Origin of the sequence: Demequina sp. TMPB413, assembly GCF_020447105.2 — a bacterium.
Taxonomy (GTDB): Bacteria; Actinomycetota; Actinomycetes; order Actinomycetales; family Demequinaceae; genus Demequina.
Window position 1 is genome coordinate 226,977 of record NZ_CP096184.1, and the last position, 15,564, is coordinate 242,540.

The 15,564-nt window shown below is 67.6% G+C and carries 14 protein-coding genes; 8 read left to right on the forward strand and 6 right to left on the reverse strand.

Going from position 1 to position 15,564, the window contains the following annotated elements; all coding sequences use genetic code 11:
* The first annotated feature begins 75 nt into the window (after nt 1-75).
* Genes LGT36_RS01070 through LGT36_RS01080 form a run of 3 tightly spaced genes read left to right on the forward strand, consistent with a single transcriptional unit; the run spans nt 76 to nt 4,886 of the window.
* Entirely contained in the window at nt 76-390 is a 315-nt protein-coding gene (locus tag LGT36_RS01070) for a WhiB family transcriptional regulator (protein ID WP_291377583.1), read from the forward strand.
* 27 nt (nt 391-417) lie between these two features.
* Entirely contained in the window at nt 418-3,501 is a 3,084-nt protein-coding gene (locus LGT36_RS01075) for a glycosyltransferase (protein WP_248642137.1), read from the forward strand.
* On the forward strand, nt 3,498-4,886 hold the full coding sequence (locus LGT36_RS01080; RefSeq protein ID WP_226095490.1) for a DUF5719 family protein: 1,389 nt from the start codon (nt 3,498-3,500) through the stop codon (nt 4,884-4,886). The genes LGT36_RS01075 and LGT36_RS01080 overlap by 4 nt, the downstream gene beginning before the upstream one ends.
* Here the strand turns inward: LGT36_RS01080 and LGT36_RS01085 are convergent.
* The gene (locus LGT36_RS01085) at nt 4,883-5,284 is read right to left on the reverse strand and encodes a metallopeptidase family protein (RefSeq protein ID WP_226095491.1); all 402 of its coding nucleotides are present in this window, start codon (nt 5,282-5,284) and stop codon (nt 4,883-4,885) included. The genes LGT36_RS01080 and LGT36_RS01085 overlap by 4 nt on opposite strands.
* A gap of 96 nt (nt 5,285-5,380) precedes the next feature.
* Here LGT36_RS01085 and LGT36_RS01090 point away from each other — a divergent pair, with 96 nt between their 5' ends.
* The 4 genes from LGT36_RS01090 to ahcY are packed head-to-tail and all read left to right on the forward strand — an operon-like array spanning nt 5,381 to nt 9,164.
* Nucleotides 5,381-5,737 carry a DUF3499 domain-containing protein gene (locus LGT36_RS01090; RefSeq protein WP_226095497.1) on the forward strand — a complete coding sequence of 119 codons (357 nt, stop codon included), beginning with the start codon at nt 5,381-5,383 and terminating at the stop codon, nt 5,735-5,737.
* 57 nt (nt 5,738-5,794) lie between these two features.
* On the forward strand, nt 5,795-7,222 hold the full coding sequence (locus LGT36_RS01095; protein ID WP_226095492.1) for a phosphomannomutase/phosphoglucomutase: 1,428 nt from the start codon (nt 5,795-5,797) through the stop codon (nt 7,220-7,222).
* A 57-nt stretch (nt 7,223-7,279) separates the two neighbouring features.
* Nucleotides 7,280-7,702 (forward strand): hypothetical protein, encoded by a 423-nt coding sequence (locus tag LGT36_RS01100; RefSeq protein WP_226095493.1) that lies wholly within the window; start codon nt 7,280-7,282, stop codon nt 7,700-7,702.
* A gap of 22 nt (nt 7,703-7,724) precedes the next feature.
* A complete protein-coding gene (ahcY, locus tag LGT36_RS01105) occupies nt 7,725-9,164 on the forward strand; it encodes an adenosylhomocysteinase (RefSeq protein WP_226095494.1) in 1,440 nt (479 codons plus the stop codon).
* A 14-nt stretch (nt 9,165-9,178) separates the two neighbouring features.
* Here the strand turns inward: ahcY and LGT36_RS01110 are convergent, their stop codons facing one another.
* On the reverse strand, nt 9,179-10,003 hold the full coding sequence (locus LGT36_RS01110; RefSeq protein ID WP_226095495.1) for an RDD family protein: 825 nt from the start codon (nt 10,001-10,003) through the stop codon (nt 9,179-9,181).
* 29 nt (nt 10,004-10,032) lie between these two features.
* Between LGT36_RS01110 and LGT36_RS01115 the strand changes: the two genes are divergently transcribed.
* On the forward strand, nt 10,033-11,028 hold the full coding sequence (locus tag LGT36_RS01115; protein WP_226095496.1) for a stage II sporulation protein M: 996 nt from the start codon (nt 10,033-10,035) through the stop codon (nt 11,026-11,028).
* 228 nt (nt 11,029-11,256) lie between these two features.
* Here LGT36_RS01115 and LGT36_RS01120 read toward each other — a convergent pair whose 3' ends face one another.
* From LGT36_RS01120 to LGT36_RS01135, 4 genes are read right to left on the reverse strand one after another with little or no spacing between them, the layout of a single operon-like run.
* The gene (locus LGT36_RS01120; protein ID WP_226264665.1) at nt 11,257-12,549 is read right to left on the reverse strand and encodes a DUF58 domain-containing protein; all 1,293 of its coding nucleotides are present in this window, start codon (nt 12,547-12,549) and stop codon (nt 11,257-11,259) included.
* On the reverse strand, nt 12,550-13,701 hold the full coding sequence (locus LGT36_RS01125) for a MoxR family ATPase (RefSeq protein WP_226095047.1): 1,152 nt from the start codon (nt 13,699-13,701) through the stop codon (nt 12,550-12,552).
* On the reverse strand, nt 13,698-14,927 hold the full coding sequence (locus LGT36_RS01130; RefSeq protein WP_226095049.1) for a DUF4350 domain-containing protein: 1,230 nt from the start codon (nt 14,925-14,927) through the stop codon (nt 13,698-13,700). Before LGT36_RS01130 ends, LGT36_RS01125 begins: the two co-directional genes overlap by 4 nt.
* Nucleotides 14,924-15,553: a DUF4129 domain-containing protein gene (locus tag LGT36_RS01135; RefSeq protein WP_226095056.1), complete on the reverse strand. Its 630-nt coding sequence runs from the start codon at nt 15,551-15,553 to the stop codon at nt 14,924-14,926. The genes LGT36_RS01130 and LGT36_RS01135 overlap by 4 nt, the downstream gene beginning before the upstream one ends.
* Nucleotides 15,554-15,564: the final 11 nt, after the last annotated feature.

Consider the following 15,564-nt stretch of genomic DNA (forward strand, 5'->3'; position numbering starts at 1 on the left):
GCTACATTCGACTTGACGGGCACGGATTACACCGGTGTAATTCACTTCGAGTGTGTGTCGATCGGAGGACGGGCAATGTGGAATCTGTATACCGGCTCCGTGCCGACCGATGTGGGCACCACGCCGGGCTTGGCCCCCGTGGTGGACATTTTTGGCGGCGAAGCCGACGGACCGCTGTCATGGCAAGACCGCGCCCTGTGCGCGCAAACGGACCCAGAGGCGTTCTTCCCGGAAAAGGGAGGATCGACTCGTGAGGCGAAGAAGGTGTGCACCTCTTGCGAGGTGCGCTCGGAGTGTCTCGACTACGCGCTGGCGCACGATGAGCGGTTCGGCATTTGGGGTGGCCTTTCAGAGCGTGAGCGTCGCAAGCTCAAGCGTCGCGCGGTCTAGCGCACGCATCCGCTGCGGCGGAGCATCATGAGCACGCCCTTTGTCAGGGCCGTGCTGGTCACCGACGGCAAATCTGACCATCTGTCCGCCACGCTTGCCGCCCTCGCCGCCCTTGACGAGCAGCCTTCAGTCCTGCATTTGGTGGTGACGGGCGACGCGGACGTCGACATCCCCGAGAGCCTTGCGGCAGACGTGCGCCACCTCGACGCGACGTCCTACGCACACGCCGTCAGCGTCGTTCTCGACGACGTAGGTAGCCGCGACGGCGAACTGCTGTGGCTCTTGCACGACGACACCGCGCCACACGCCGACGCACTGACCAGGCTCATCGCCACGGCCACAAAGCGCCCGCGCGCCGCCGTGGTCGGTGCTGCCCACGTGCGCTGGAATGACGATTCGCGACTGGTGAATCTGGGGACAACCGTCTCGCGACTTGGTGCCAGACGGGTTGCGCTCGTGGTCGAGGACGACATCAACCAAGGCCAGCACGACTGGCGAGAAGACGTCATGGCTGTGTCGCTCGCGGCGGCGCTCGTGCGCCGCGATGCCTTCGACGCGCTCGGCAGGATCGACGCCGGCTATGAGGGTTACGGCGACAGCCTTGAGTGGTGCAGAAGGGCCTGGGCTTCCGGTCGCGATGTGGTGATCGAGCCACGAGCCCGCATACGTCACGCTCAAGACGGCCTCTATGGCGTGAGGACTAGGCGCCGCGGACGCGGTGCCACCCATGCTCGCCGACGGGTCAGCGAGTGGCACCACGCCTTCGCCTGGGCCCGTTGGTGGGCGATCCTGCCGCTCGTCGCGCTCGTACCCCTGAGTGTGGCGATCAGGGTTGTGGCGCGGCTCGCGCAAAACGTGCCGCGGCGCGCGCTCGCGGAACTCGCGGTGCCCTTCCTGCTCATTATGCGCGCGCCAGCGATCCTCAAGACCACGGTCGCTCACCGTGCCGTTGGCGCGACGGGTTCGATTGAGGGCCGCCTGTTCGCCGGGGCGCGGCAAGTAGTCGACGCGGTACGGCAACGCGAACTAGGCACGTTCGAGCGCTCGCGGGCATCCCGGGTTCCCAGCGAGATGGTGAGGGCAGAGCTCGCCGCCGCGGCCGCGCGCCAGCGCCTGAGCCTCTTCACCACCATCGCGGTCGCTGCGATCGCCGCTGCCGCCGTCGGCCTTGAGTACATCCGTGCCCTCGTGGCCGGGCAGATGGTCGCGGGTCCAGGAGTCGGCTCGACCGACCTCACCTTCGACGCTGTCTGGTCGCGCGCCTGGACGGGCTGGGCCGATGTGGGGTTTGGCTCTGCCGGTATCGACGGCGCCTACGCCGGCCTCATGACCCCGCTCGCGGCCTTCCCAGGCGGTCTACGAGTGGGCATTGGCGTCGCGCTCATCGCGGCCCCCTTCTTCGCCTCACTGCTCGCGTGGTGGGCAGCGGGGCACGCGACCCGCGGTCCCTGGATTCGGGCCGCCGCCGCCCTCGTCTTCGGTTTCTGGCCGCCGTTCCTCGCCGCCGTCGCCGATGCGCGTATCGGCCCAGTGTTCGCGCACGTGGCCCTCGCCGCCGGGGCGGTGGCGCTTGCGCGCGCGGCCGGATGGCGCCGCGGCGAGCTGGTCGCCGGGCGCATTGAGTCACCAGCCGCCGCCGCGTCGCCCTCCGCAGCACTCGCCGCTGCGCTCGCCGTCACGGTGGCCACGGTCGCCCAGCCGGTGTTGTTGTGGCCGGTGACCGTGATCGTGGCCATCCTCGCGCTCGTGGCAGGAAACCTGCGATGGCGTCTTCTGGCGGTCGCTGCAGTGCCGCTCGTCGTGGGACTTCCCGGGATCGTTGCCGCCGCTCGGCAGATGCCGGACCTCGACGTCGTGGCCTCGGTGCTCGCGCGCGAGCCTGGTCCAGGTACTGGCTTCGCTGGTGAGGTGTGGCGCACGGCGCTCGGCATGGCCGACACCTCGCGGTGGCCGTCGACGCTCGAGACCGCGTGGCCGCTCGGTGAGCTCGCGAGCGTGGTGGTGCTGGCGTCGGCGCTGGCCGCGCTGGTGTCGAGGCGAGCCTGGCGGCCAGCGGCTGTCGGGCTTCTCGTCGCCGCCGCAGGTGGCGTGGTCGCTGCCTGGTCGGCGCGCGCAACCGCATCATTCCCCGACGGTGCGGGCTCCGGTGCGATCTCCGGATGGCCTGGAACAGGGTCCTCGCTTGTGGTGCTGGGGGCGCTCGTCGCCGCCACCGCTGTCCACGGCGCCCTGCTGGCTGGCGAAGGCAAACGATTTGCCATCGGCAGGGTGACGTCGGCGGCGCTCGCCACGATAGCCGCCGGCTCGTCGCTCGCGGTCGTGGTGTTCCTGGTATGGCCCGGCGCCCAGCCCGGTTCGGCCACCACCGAAAGCACACACGTCCTGCCACTCGCCGTGCCGCTCGATCAAGAGGGGCAGTATCGCCAAAGAGTGCTCGTACTCGCCACGCGCGATGACGGCACCGTTGCCTACTCGGTGCTGTCTCACGACGGCTCGTCCCACGCGATGGGCAGGGTCGAGCGGGGGCCTGGCGGCGCGCCGCTCGGAGGATCCGGTGGGCAGACCGTCGGCATTGACACCCTGGCGCAGACCATCGCGGAGGCGACTCAATCGAGCGCGGCCGATGTCACGGCCCTGCGCGAATGGGGCATTGGAACGGTCGTGGTGGCTCCAGGAGGCACTAGGGTCCAAGCGGCACTCGATCAGAACAGTGGCCTGAGCCTGGTGGGCGGCTCCGAAATTGGAACGACCTACAGGCTCGAAGGAGCCCCGACGTCGAGGGCATGGCTCGAGACGGAAGACGATACTGTCCCGGTGAACTCGACAGCCACGTCAGGTGGCCTTGATGAAGCGCCCACGGCGGGCGGCACTCTCGTGATCGCTGTTCCTTCTGCAGTGGGATGGACGGCCAATCTCGACGGCGTTGAGCTTGACGGGGTCGACGACCCTTGGGGCCGAGTGGCCTTCGAGGTACCAGCGGGAGGCGGCTCCCTGAGCTACGACTACCGCGACCCCGCTCAGCGGTGGTGGTGGTGGGCCAGCGTCGGCGTCATCGCCTGGGCGCTCATTGGGTCGATCCCCCTGAAGCGTTCGAAGGAGGTCGCCGAATGATCAGGCGTATCACGCTGACGGCGGGTGCCCTCGGACTCGTCGGCGTTTCGGCTTTTCTTGTCACCCTGGCCGAGCCACCCGTCCTGGAAACGCGCGCGCCCCAAACCTTTCAGATCGAGGCTCCCGCGCCAGTGGTCGCGTGCCCAGGTCCCCAGAGTGTTCCCGTCGGGGACGTCGGCACCGGCGGAGATCTGGCATCAGAACCGACCGTGCGCACGATCGAGGTGGCGGGCACGGCCTCGACCACCGCCGTCGGACTTGGCCTAGGAGCCAACGACGACATCGCTCTCCAGGTCGAGCGCATCGGTGACGGGGACATCGAGGGCTGGGCCGCGCTGACGTGCGCGCAGCCGTCCTATGACCAATGGATTGTGGGCGGTGCGACCACTCTTGGCGCGAGTTCCCGTCTCGTTCTGTCGAACCCGAGCACCGCGCCCACCGAAGCCACCGTGACGGTCTATGGGCCCCTCGGCGCCCTCGACGACCCCTTGCTGGTGCCGGTCGCAGCTGGCGACACCGTGCAGCGGCTCATTGAGGGTGTCGCCGCAGAACTGAGCGCGATCGTGGTGCGCGTCGAGGCGACAGGGCCTGGCGTCGTTGCGGCCCTACAAGACTCCCGGCTTGAGGGGTTCCAGCCCGCAGGGACGGCGTGGGTGGGCACGAGCGGCCTCGCCGCCGACCTGGCCATTCCACTCGTCAACGCCGACGCGCAGCCAGGGCAGGGAGGTTCGGCCGAGGGGGAGACGGGCGATGTACCTGATGCCGTCGATCTGCCTGAGCCCACGCTGACCGTGAGGCTCATGGCTCCTGACGGAGCCAATGTCGATCTGTCGCTCGTGTCGGTTGAGGGTGGCGAGGAGTGGTCGGTCGGCCAGCCAGTCGCGCTTGAGGCGGGGGTTGTGACCGAGGTCGACGTGCCGACGGAGGCGCTCGGCGCGATCGAGATCAGGGCCGATGCGCCCATCGTCGCGGCGGCCCGCACGTCTGTGGCGCGCCTGCCGCGCGAAGGGCTTGCCGACGACGTGGCTTACGACCACACCTGGGTGCCAGCGATGCCTGTCCTGACAGAGACAACCCTCACCGCCGTCGTCCCTGCCGACGACGCGCGGCTCGCGGTCTACGCGCCTTTCGAGGGAAGCGTCGAGGTGCTCGACCAGTCGGGGGCAGTGGTGGGCGCGGCCGACATGGCGGAAGGCTCCGTTCAATGGGTGCCCATCACGGCGCCGTTCGGGACGAGGGTCAGCATCGAGGGACGGTTCGCGTGGTCGCTCGTCATGACCTCGCCTGAGGGCTACATCGCCGCTGTGGCGCCCGTCGATCTCAGCAGCTCCTCGCTGACCGCAACCGTCGTGCCGGATACGTATCCGGGCGCGACGAGTCCCTAGTCGCTTGCGCCGTAGTCGGGGTCGACCTCGTCAGGCCGCATCGACAAGAGGTGGCCGACCTGCTCCGCCAGAATGTCGCGCACCAACGAGGGCAAGTGTTCGGCTGACGCCCGTTGCTCCAGGGCCCTGCGGTAGAGGACGATGCGCGTCGGTGCGCCGTACTCGCCAGGAAAGACGCGGCCAAGGGGAACCCCCCGCTCCCAAGGCGCAGGCTCGGAAGGCGGCACGTCTTCGACGCCGAACTCTACGCGACCCCACTGCTTTGACCACTTGGCAGCGAGACGCTCAGAAGCGTCGGCGGTGAGTTCGTCGAACACCTCAGCGCGAGTCCGGTAGCCGGGCAGCGTCGGCGGTAGCAGTGGCCGTCGCGGCCCCCTGCCGTGCGTGTCTCGCCTCATGGGCCGACCTTAACCCGCGCAGGGCGTTGCCGACGCAGCGCCGCCCGGCGTGGTGACGGCCGGGCGACGGCAGGGCGGGGTAGCGTCGCTGCTGTGATGGCGACCAGGCAGTGTTCCAAGACCGCGTGTTCGCGCCCGGCCGCAGCCACCTTGACGTATGTGTATGCCGACTCCACCGTGGTCGTCGGCCAACTCGCGACGGAAGCCGAGCCCCACAGTTACGACCTGTGCGCCTCCCACGCCGAGCGTTTCACCGCCCCGCGAGGCTGGGACGTGGTGCACATCCACCAAGACTTCGACGACCCCGGCCCCTCGCCAGACGATCTGGACGCTCTCGCGATGGCCGTGCGCGAAGCTGGCAGACCGGTGGTGGCCCCCTCAACCGATCCGCGCCCGCCCCTCGCGTCTGAACCGCGGCGAGGGCACCTGCGCGTGGTGTCCTCTGACGTCTAGTGGCGTGAACTCCTGCGCCCGCTCGCCGCGGCGTACACGTTCGCTAGGCTTGCCCGCGTGAACCCACCGGACCTCAGCGGCCTCATCAAGTCCTACGACGTCCGAGGGGTGGTGGGAAAAGACCTGACGCACGACGTCGCGCGAGCCATCGGCGCCGCATTCGCCGACGCGATTGTGCTGCCCGACGGGGAGGACACCGTCGTGATCGGCTACGACATGCGCGACAGTTCTCCCGGGCTGGCAGACGCGGTCACCGAGGGGCTCACCTCTCGCGGAGTGAACGTCACGAGGATCGGGCTGTGTTCGACTGATGGCCTGTACTTCGCTTCGGGAAACCTCGATTTGCCAGGCATCATGATCACCGCGAGTCACAACCCTGCGGAGTACAACGGCATGAAGATGTGTCGTTCGCGCGCGAGGGCGGTGGGAGAGAATTCCGGACTTGCGGACGTGAGGAGCCTCGCGGCGCGGTACCTCGTTGAGGCGCCAGCCGTCGCCGACCGCGCGGGCTCGGCCATCGAACGGGACATGCTGGCCGAGTACGCCGCCTTTCTGCGCAGCCTGGTGCCGCTCGAAGGCGGACGCCGGCTCAAGGTCGTCGTCGACGCCGCGAACGCGATGGGCGGGTATACCGTGCCCGCCGTTCTCGGGACGGCCGCAGGGCTTCCCGAACTACCTCTCGACATCGTCCCGCTGTACTTCGAACTCGACGGGACCTTCCCCAACCACGAGGCCAACCCCCTTGACGAGGAGAACCTGCGGGACCTCCAAGCCGCGGTCAAGGAGCACGCGGCCGATATCGGCCTGGCATTCGATGGCGATGCCGACAGGTGCTTCGCGGTAGATGAGCGCGGCGAGATCGTGCGGGCGTCAGCCATCACGTGCCTGGTGGGGCTGCGCGAGACCGCGAGGGAGGCGGCCGCCGGGCGCACCGCCACCGTGATCTACAACCTCATCTCCTCGCGCGCGGTGCCCGAGCAACTGTCTGCTGCTGGCGCCCAGCCCGTGCGCTCCAAGGTGGGTCACTCCAACATCAAGGCGCAAATGGCCGAGCTCGACGCGGTGTTCGGCGGCGAGCACTCGGCTCACTTCTACTTCAGGGACTTCTACTTCGCTGACTCGGGAATGCTCGCGGCGATGCACGTCCTGGCAGCGCTGGGGGAGTCAGATGCTTCTTTGTCGACGCTCTTGGCTACCCATGACCCATACCCGGCGTCGGGGGAGATCAACTCCCGCGTCGGCTCGGTCCCCGCCTCGCTTGAGCGGGTGCGCGAGGCCTTCTCGGGCGACGGGGTCGAGGTCGACGACTTCGACGGACTGACGTTCACGCACTGGGGTTCCTCTGGCGACCTCTGGTGGTTCAACGTCCGCGGCTCAAATACGGAGCCGCTGCTGCGGCTCAACGTGGAGGCCGCCGAGCGGGATGTGATGGAACGGGTACGCGACCGCGTGCTCGCCGTGATTCGTGCCGACGACGACTCGTAGCCGGTGCAGGACTGATGCGCGCCGCGAGGAATGCGGGAGCGATAGAGGGGGGACACGATGTTGATCATCGCGATCGTTGTGATGGTGGTGCTGCTGGTCGGCGGGATGGGATGGCAGCTGCGAGAGCGCGAGCAGCCGCCCGCCATGAATGCCCAGTACTTGAAGGCCTTTGCGCTGGCTCCAGGCGAGCGACACGGAACGGTATGGCGCGGAAACCACCACTCCGGCGCGCGTCTTGTCGTGTCGATCACGTCGGCTGGGGACCTTGTGATGAACCATGCGGACCAAGACGGCGTCCCGGTGAGGGTGCGACAAGCCACAAGTACGGCCGCGGTCGGTCCTGTCTTGGCCATCAACGGGCCCACGGAGCCTGTCATGGCCGAGGTGACCATCTCGAGCGCCGAACACCAGCCATTTGTCGTCTACCTGGAGCCAGCGGCCGCCTCAACCGTGGCAAACTGGGCCGCTCGACGGCCGTGACCCCCGATGAAAGCAGAACACCATGATTGAGCACATCGTCGCCGACCTCGCCCTGGCCGACGCGGGCCGCCACCAGATTCGCTTGGCGCAGGTGGAGATGCCTGGGCTCATGGCCCTGAGGGATGAGTTTGGGCAGGACCAGCCGCTCAAGGGAGCGCGCATCGCGGGTTCGTTGCACATGACCACCCAGACCGCGGTGCTCATCGAGACCTTGACGGCACTCGGCGCTCAGGTGAGGTGGGCGTCGTGCAACATCTTTTCCACTCAAGACGACGCTGCTGCCGCCATCGTCGTCGGCCCAGGGACGTACAGCGCCCCCAACGGCGTTCCGGTGTTCGCCATCAAGGGCGAGACGATCGAGGAGTACTGGGAGTACACGGACAAGATCCTGACGTGGGAGGGCCACGACGGCCCGACGATCATTCTTGACGACGGCGGCGACGCCACGCTGTTGGTGCACGAGGGCGTGCGCTTCGAGACGTTGGGAGCCGTGCCGCCGCCGCTCGAAGAGGAGGACCCGGCCTACAACGCCGAGGTCGAGGGGATGCGGGCTGTGTTGCGCCGGTCCCTTGCCGCAGACCCGACGCGCTTCACGCGCATGGCCGCTGGCATCGTCGGCACGAGCGAGGAGACCACCACCGGTGTTCACCGTCTCGATCAGATGCATGCGCGTGGGGAACTGCTGTTCCCTGCGATCAACGTTAATGACTCGGTGACCAAGTCCAAGTTCGACAACAAGTACGGCATCAGGCACTCCCTGCCGGACGGGCTCAACCGCGCCACCGACGTACTCATGGGCGGCAAGATCGCGTTCGTGTGCGGCTACGGCGACGTGGGCAAGGGCGCCGCAGAGGCCCTGCGTGGCCAGGGTGCGCGGGTGGTCGTGTCGGAGGTCGACCCCATTTGCGCTCTGCAGGCCGCCATGGACGGCTATGAGGTCACGCGGGTCGAGGACTATGTCGACCGTGCCGACTTCTTCATCACCACCACCGGCAACAAGGACATCATCAGGATCGAGCACATGGCCGCCATGAAGGACAAGGCGATCGTGGCGAACGTCGGACACTTCGACAACGAGATCGACATGGTTGGCCTGTCTCGCTCCGGCGCCAAGCGCGAGCCCATCAAGCCTCAAGTGGACGAATGGACGTTCGCAGACGGGCATTCCATCATCGTGCTGAGCGAGGGTCGCCTCATGAATCTCGGCAACGCGACGGGGCACCCGAGCTTTGTGATGTCGGCGTCGTTCACCAACCAGGTGCTCGCGCAGATGGAGTTGTGGACCAGGCGCGACGCCTACCCGCTGGGTGTGCACCGCTTGCCCAAGGAACTGGACGAGAAGGTGGCGCGGCTGCACCTCGACGCGCTCGGCGTGCGGCTCACGCAGATGAGTCCGTCTCAGGCCGACTACCTTGGCGTGCCCGTCGAGGGACCCTTCAAGGCCGAGCACTACCGGTACTAGGCAAGGGTGTTCGCCTAGTTGTTGCTGTCGGGGATTCCGTAAGGCAGCGCCGAGAGTCGTTCGAACTCGGCGGCGTTCAGGCGCTGAGCGGTGATGCCCGACGCGTATTCGCGGTCTCTGCGCGTCGCGAGGACAGCGGCGATGAATGTCTCCGGGTGGGTGCCCTCAGGAGGCGGAGGTGCCACGTAGGTGGCTAGTTGCTCGGAGATCTCTTTGCCGAAGCGGTAGCGCGCGTCGTGGGACATTTGGTGGGCTCGTCCGAGGAACAATCGCGCGGTGAGGGCCAAGCCATCGGGAAGCCGCCGCACGTCGGCCTTCTGAGCCCATTCCGTCATTCCAAAGGGCATCACGATAGGCGGCATCGCCTTGCGCCCGCCCCGGGTACGCATGGCGTAGGTGCCGACGAGGATGTCGCCTACCCGCTTACCGCGCGCGGACATGAACGACGTGATGATGGCGATCAGTCCGAAACTCAAGTACACCTCGAACAGACCCACAAGGGCGCGGCCGAAGGCGTAGCGCGCGGAGACGGGGCCGCCATCGTCGCGCACGATGCGCAAGCCGAGGGCGAGGCGGCCGAGGCTCAGCCCGCGGGTGAGCGTCTCGACCAGAGCAGGGACGACGCCGAACCACACGAAAATGAGGGCGATTGACAACGCGGTGCCGATGGCCTCGTTCACTGCACTCGCGAGCGGGCCCGTGACATTGAGCAGCACGATGAAGCCTAGGTACATCACGATCGCGTCGATAGCGCCGGAGCCGACGCGCATCACGACAGACGCGGCGCCGGAGTCGATCGCCACGCCCTCGCCAAGAACAATCTCTTCGTTGATACTCATCGCCCCTCCATATATGGCATGGTAGCGGCGTGGACATCGACGCCTTCTCCGCATTGAGGGAAGCCCGCTGGAGCAGGCTCAAGCGGTTGGCGCGCCAGCGCCGCCGTACGGGTGCCGACGCCGACGAGATGACTCGCCTGTACCGCGCCACCGCGTCGGACCTGTCGACCGTGCGGTCGGCAGCGCCAGAACCCGCTTTGATCACGAGGCTGTCGATGCTGCTCGGCAGTTCGCGCGTGTGGCTGACGGGTTCGCACCAGGTGCGCACAGGGGACATCGGCAGGTATTTCACGACGTCGTTGCCAGCCGCGCTGTATCGCGTGCGGTGGTGGGGCACCATCACGTCGCTCGTCGTGGTGGTCTTGAGCGTGGTCGCCGGGTACTACACGCTCAACTCGCCTGCGGCGCTGGAGCTGATCGGCCCGCCCGAGGTGCGCGCCCAGATCGCTCAAGAAGAGTTCGCGAGCTACTACGTCGAGTACGACTCGACGTCGTTCACCGCCCTGGTGTGGACCAACAATGCGTGGCTTGCCGCCCAATGCATCGTGCTCGGTGTGACCGGCATCTTCCCGTTGATCCTCATGTACAACACCGTGGTGCAACTCGGTGCGAGCGGCGCCGTCATGGCGGAATACGACATGCTCGACATCTTCTTCCAACTCATCCTGCCGCACGGGCTGCTGGAACTGAGCGCGGTCTTTGTCGCGGCGGGAGCAGGGTTCAAGGTGTTCTGGACCGTGCTGGTCCCGGGCCGGCTGCCGCGAGCGACCGCACTCGCGGAGGTGTTCCGCACGCTGCTGTCCGTTGCGCTTGGCCTCGCCATCGCGTTGTTCCTGTCCGGCCTGATCGAGGGCTACATCACCGGCTCGCAGATGCCGTGGGGGTGGAAGGTCGCAATCGGCGTCTTGGCGTTCCTTGCGTTCTGGCTCTACATCTTCGCCGTGGGCCGATGGGCTTCGCAGCGTGGAGCCTCAGGAGATGCCGAGCAGGCGTTCCGGGTGGAAGTGGCTCCCGTCGCGCACTAGGCGCCGGGACGGTACGGATCGGGCCATTTGTGGGCCGGGAGGTGGATTTCGGTACGGATCGAGCCATTTGTGGGCCGGGACGGTGGATTCCGGTACGGATTAAGCCATTTGTGGGCTGACGGGACGCAGCGCGGTACGGATTGAGCCATTAGTGGGCTGGGACGGTGGATTCCGGTACAAATCGAGCCATTTGTGGGTGGGGGGCGGGCCGGGGCGGGGCAGCCGACGCTAGAGGCGGCCTGAGGCCTTGAGCGCGAGGTACGTGTCCGCAAGGCGTGGGGCGATGTCGTCGGGAAGCGCCGTCACCACGTCGGCTCCCGATTTGCGGATGCGCGCAATGACCGTGTCCCGTTCGATACGCCCACGTGCGGCTGCCGCGGCCGTGTAGACGGCCTCGACGTCGCCTCGCGACTCGAGCATCTGGCCTTCGTCTGGATCGTCAACAGAGGCGAGCACCACGTGGTGGTCTCGCTGAAGCGCCGCGATCGCCTGCAGCGCCCCCGAGTCCACCAAGGCGATGTCGACCGTGGTGAGCAGCACCACGAGCGCGCGCTGGGACAGGCGTTCGCCGATGAGTCGCACCAGGGCGGGCCAGTCGGTCTCGATGAGATGAGGCTCGACGGGCGCGAGTGCGGAGGCGAGCACTGGCATCAGCACCGATCCGGAGGCTCCTTGAGCCCGCGCACGCTCGACGCGATCAAAGGCGGTGACCTGCACGCGGTCGCCAGCACGCGAGGCGAGAGCGCTCAGCAGCAGCGCTGCCTCGATCGAGGACTCGAGCCGGGGAGCGTCACCCACCCTGGCCGCGGAAAGCCGCGCCGTGTCGACCACGATGAAGACACGCCGGTCGCGTTCGGGCCGATAGGTGCGCACCACCACGTCGGCGCGCCTGCCCGTGGCGCGCCAGTCGATCGTCCGTACGTCGTCGCCGATGACGTACTCGCGCAGGGAGTCGAACTCGCTCCCGGCGCCGCGCATCAGGATGGGGCTCAGCCCATCGAGTTCGCGCAGTCGCGCGAGCCGTGCAGGCAGGTGCTTGCGCGAGGCGAACTCGGGGAGGACCCGCAGTGTCGTATTCACTGGCAACGCGCGCTGGCGTCCCGCGAGTCGCAGCGGTCCCTCCATGCGCAGAGTCACGTGGGCTGCCTTGCGGTCCCCCCTGCGCGTCGGCATGAGCGGCGTGGTGAAGACCTGCGTGCGCCCCTTCTTCAGCGAGTACCGATGGCGGTTTGGCCCAGCCCCTGCCGACGGCGGCCACGCGTCGCGCACCGCGCCGCGCACCCGTCGCGAGGATGTGTTCGCGAGCGTGAGGGTCGAGGTCGTCGACTCGGTGAGCCGGACCGCATGGGGTACCTCCCTGCGCACCCCGATGGAACGGGTGGACGGCGCCGCGAGTGCGTCGATGACGGCGAGCGTGAGCACGCCAAACATCCACAACCACGCGATGTCTTGGCTCCTGGTAATCGTCGCTGGGATCGCGCCCAGCGCCGCCAAGAGTGCCGTCCAGCCGGTGATGTACATCTAGCGCGGCACCGGCACCGATGCGAGCACGGAGGTGAGTACCGACTCGCGCGTCACGCCCTCGAGTTCGGCCTCTGGTCGCAACTGCATGCGGTGGGCGAGAGTCCATGCGGCAAGCGCCTTGACGTCGTCAGGGGAGACGAATGTGCGCCCCCGCATCCATGCCCAAGCGCGGGAAGCGGCGATGAGCGCGGTCGCGCCGCGAGGCGAGACGCCGAGCGATACAGAAGGCATCTCGCGGGTCGCACGAGCGATGTCCACCACGTAATTGATGATGTCGTCAGAGACCTCGACCAGGGCCATCTCCCTGCGCCCTGCCTCGAGGTCTGCGGCAGAGGCGACCCTGGTGACGCCCGCGGCGGCGAGGTCTCGAGGGTTGAAGCCATCGGCGTGACGGCGAAGCACGGAGGCCTCGTCGGATCGCTCCGGAAGCCCGATCGGCAGCTTCAGCATGAAGCGGTCCAGTTGTGCTTCCGGCAGGGGATACGTGCCCTCGTACTCGATCGGGTTCTGTGTCGCGATCACGAGGAAGGGGTCAGGCAGCGGCTTAGAATCGCCGTCGACGGTCACTTGCCGCTCCTCCATGGACTCAAGGAGCGAGGACTGCGTCTTGGGGGGAGTCCGGTTGATCTCGTCGGCCAACAGCAGGTTGGTGAAGACGGGGCCTTCTCGGAACGAGAACGCGGCCGTGCGCGCGTCGTACACGAGCGAGCCCGTCACGTCTCCCGGCATCAGGTCCGGAGTGAACTGGACGCGGGAGAACTCCAGGCCGAGCGTCTGCGCCATGGTGCGCACCAGCAGCGTCTTGGCGACGCCTGGCACACCCTCGAGCAAGACGTGGCCCTTGCACAGGAGAGCGATCACCAGCCCCGTGACGGCACGATCCTGGCCGACGACGGCCTTGCCGATCTCGGTGCGAATGCGGCCGAGTGCGTCCCTGGCTGGCGACGCTTCAGCGGGGGAGCCGGACGGCCCCGCAAAGGGCGACGACGCCTGGGCAGGCTGCGATGTCGTGTGCTGTGGCTGCTCGGGCGAGTAGCCCCCGGTGGGCACGGCGCCGTAGGCGGTGGCCGGTGGGGTTGGCGGAGCATCCGACTGCGCATACGTGGGCGCTGACTGGGGCTCTTCCGGTCGTGGTGCGGTGTCGCTCACGTTCGGTGTACCTCTCTCTCGAGTGTGTCGATCTGCTCAACTAGGTCCATCATGGCCGACTCGCTCTGAGGCGCGGGGCCGTACAGAATTGCCTCGACCTCAGCGGCTGACCGTCCGGCCGCCCGTGCCGTGGCCGCAATGAGCGCTGCCTTGCTTGCGGAACGTGGAACGCCGATGCGAGCGCCGATGCGAGTGGCGGCGGAGGCGCGTAAGGACGCTGCAGCGCGTCCGGAAGCGCCGGCGCTGCGGTACAGCCGGGCCCTGCCCCTCGTCGATTCTGACGACCTGATGACGACAGGCAGCGGTTCGTGGACGAGCGGGCCGAAGCGCCTCGCGCGCCACAGCGCCACCACGAACATCGCCAAGACCAGTGCAAACACGGCGTTGCCAGTGCCGGGTGGAAGGAAGTCCGTCGAGGCGGGGATGTCGTCGCGATGTGCCGGACCTTGTGGCCCGTCGGCCGAGGTCCAGGTGAGGGTCGTCGTGTCGAAGTACGAGCCGAGGTACCAGACCGCCTTGTCGTGCTTGCCGATGAGCCGCAAGGCGAGGGCCGCATTGCCCTCGTTGTCGATCGTGTCGTTGATGACAATGGCGGGATCGGCCACGAGAGTGACACGGCCGCCACCCGTTCCGTGGGTGAACACCACGGTGGAGCCCCCGTTATCGGAGGCGGTGAAGCAGTATCGGGCCGTGGCATCCGTGGTACCTGCGATAACCGCTCCAGACGTCGTCACGGTCCCTGCGGCTCGCGCGTCGACGTGACTGCAGCCCGCTTCGAGGGTGCGTTCCGTCGACTCGACCACCCAGAGGTCCTCGCCGAGTTCCGCGAACAGCGCCTGGCTGTCGCCGATGATGACGACGTCTCCTGGGTAGTCAAGGATCGTGCGCGCCTGGAAGGCCTGGAGCGACTGACCGTTGGCGATCACGAGAGTCGTCGCGTCAGGGTCAAAGATGTGGGCGTCGCTCAACTCATCGATCTGGCGAATGTCGAGGCCCCGGTCGCCCGCCACCTCGGCGAGGGCCCGTGCGCCGTCGGGCTCGTAGTTCTTGATCGACAGTGGCGTGTAGTCGTTGTCCGCGCGTTGCGCGTACGCGATGACGGCCAGAAGCATCACGAGCAGGGCGATCCCTAGGAACCACTTGGCCCCTGCCACGCGGCGTCGCACCCCCGGACCCTCTGCGCGGCGAGTGAAGCCGTCGGACGTGACCTCGATGTCGGTGGTCATGCGTCCGCCTTCACCACGCGGGCAGCAGCGGTCTCACGGTCGAGTTCGACCATGCGGTCATAGTGGGCCTTGCTACCGGAGTCGTGACCGTAGCGGAGCCGGTCGAAGAGGTCGCCAGCCCAGTCGAGTTCGTTCGCCAGCGTCGGCACCCGCACGCCCGCCTGGGTGACGAACTCGTATGCCGTCATGCCAGGGAAGACAGGTACCCAACCCGACTGTTCCACGTCGCGCACGATGCCCCGGAAGCGCTCGATGACCGCGAGCGTCCAATCCCCCTTGGCCGCAGCGTCTTCGGCAGCTGACCTCATCGCCTTCGAGTCACGCACATCGTCTTCGAAAACCGCGTGCGAGGACTTGCGGCGCCTGGACGCGCGCATCGGCCCCCAGACGATCAGCACCACGGCCGCGACAAGAAGGACCGCCAACACGATCGCGACGATGGAGCCTGGCACGCCGGCAAAGCCGAGCCTGCCGGACGCCTCGCCAATACCGTCGAACAGGTCAGCGACCCAATCAAGAACGCGCTGGAGCCACGACCGCCCTGTCGCGTCGTACGCATCCTTCGACAGTTCGTCGATGACCCACTGGCGCGCGGTATCCGCGTCCGGCTCGATGGGGATGCTCACGGGGGCAGGCC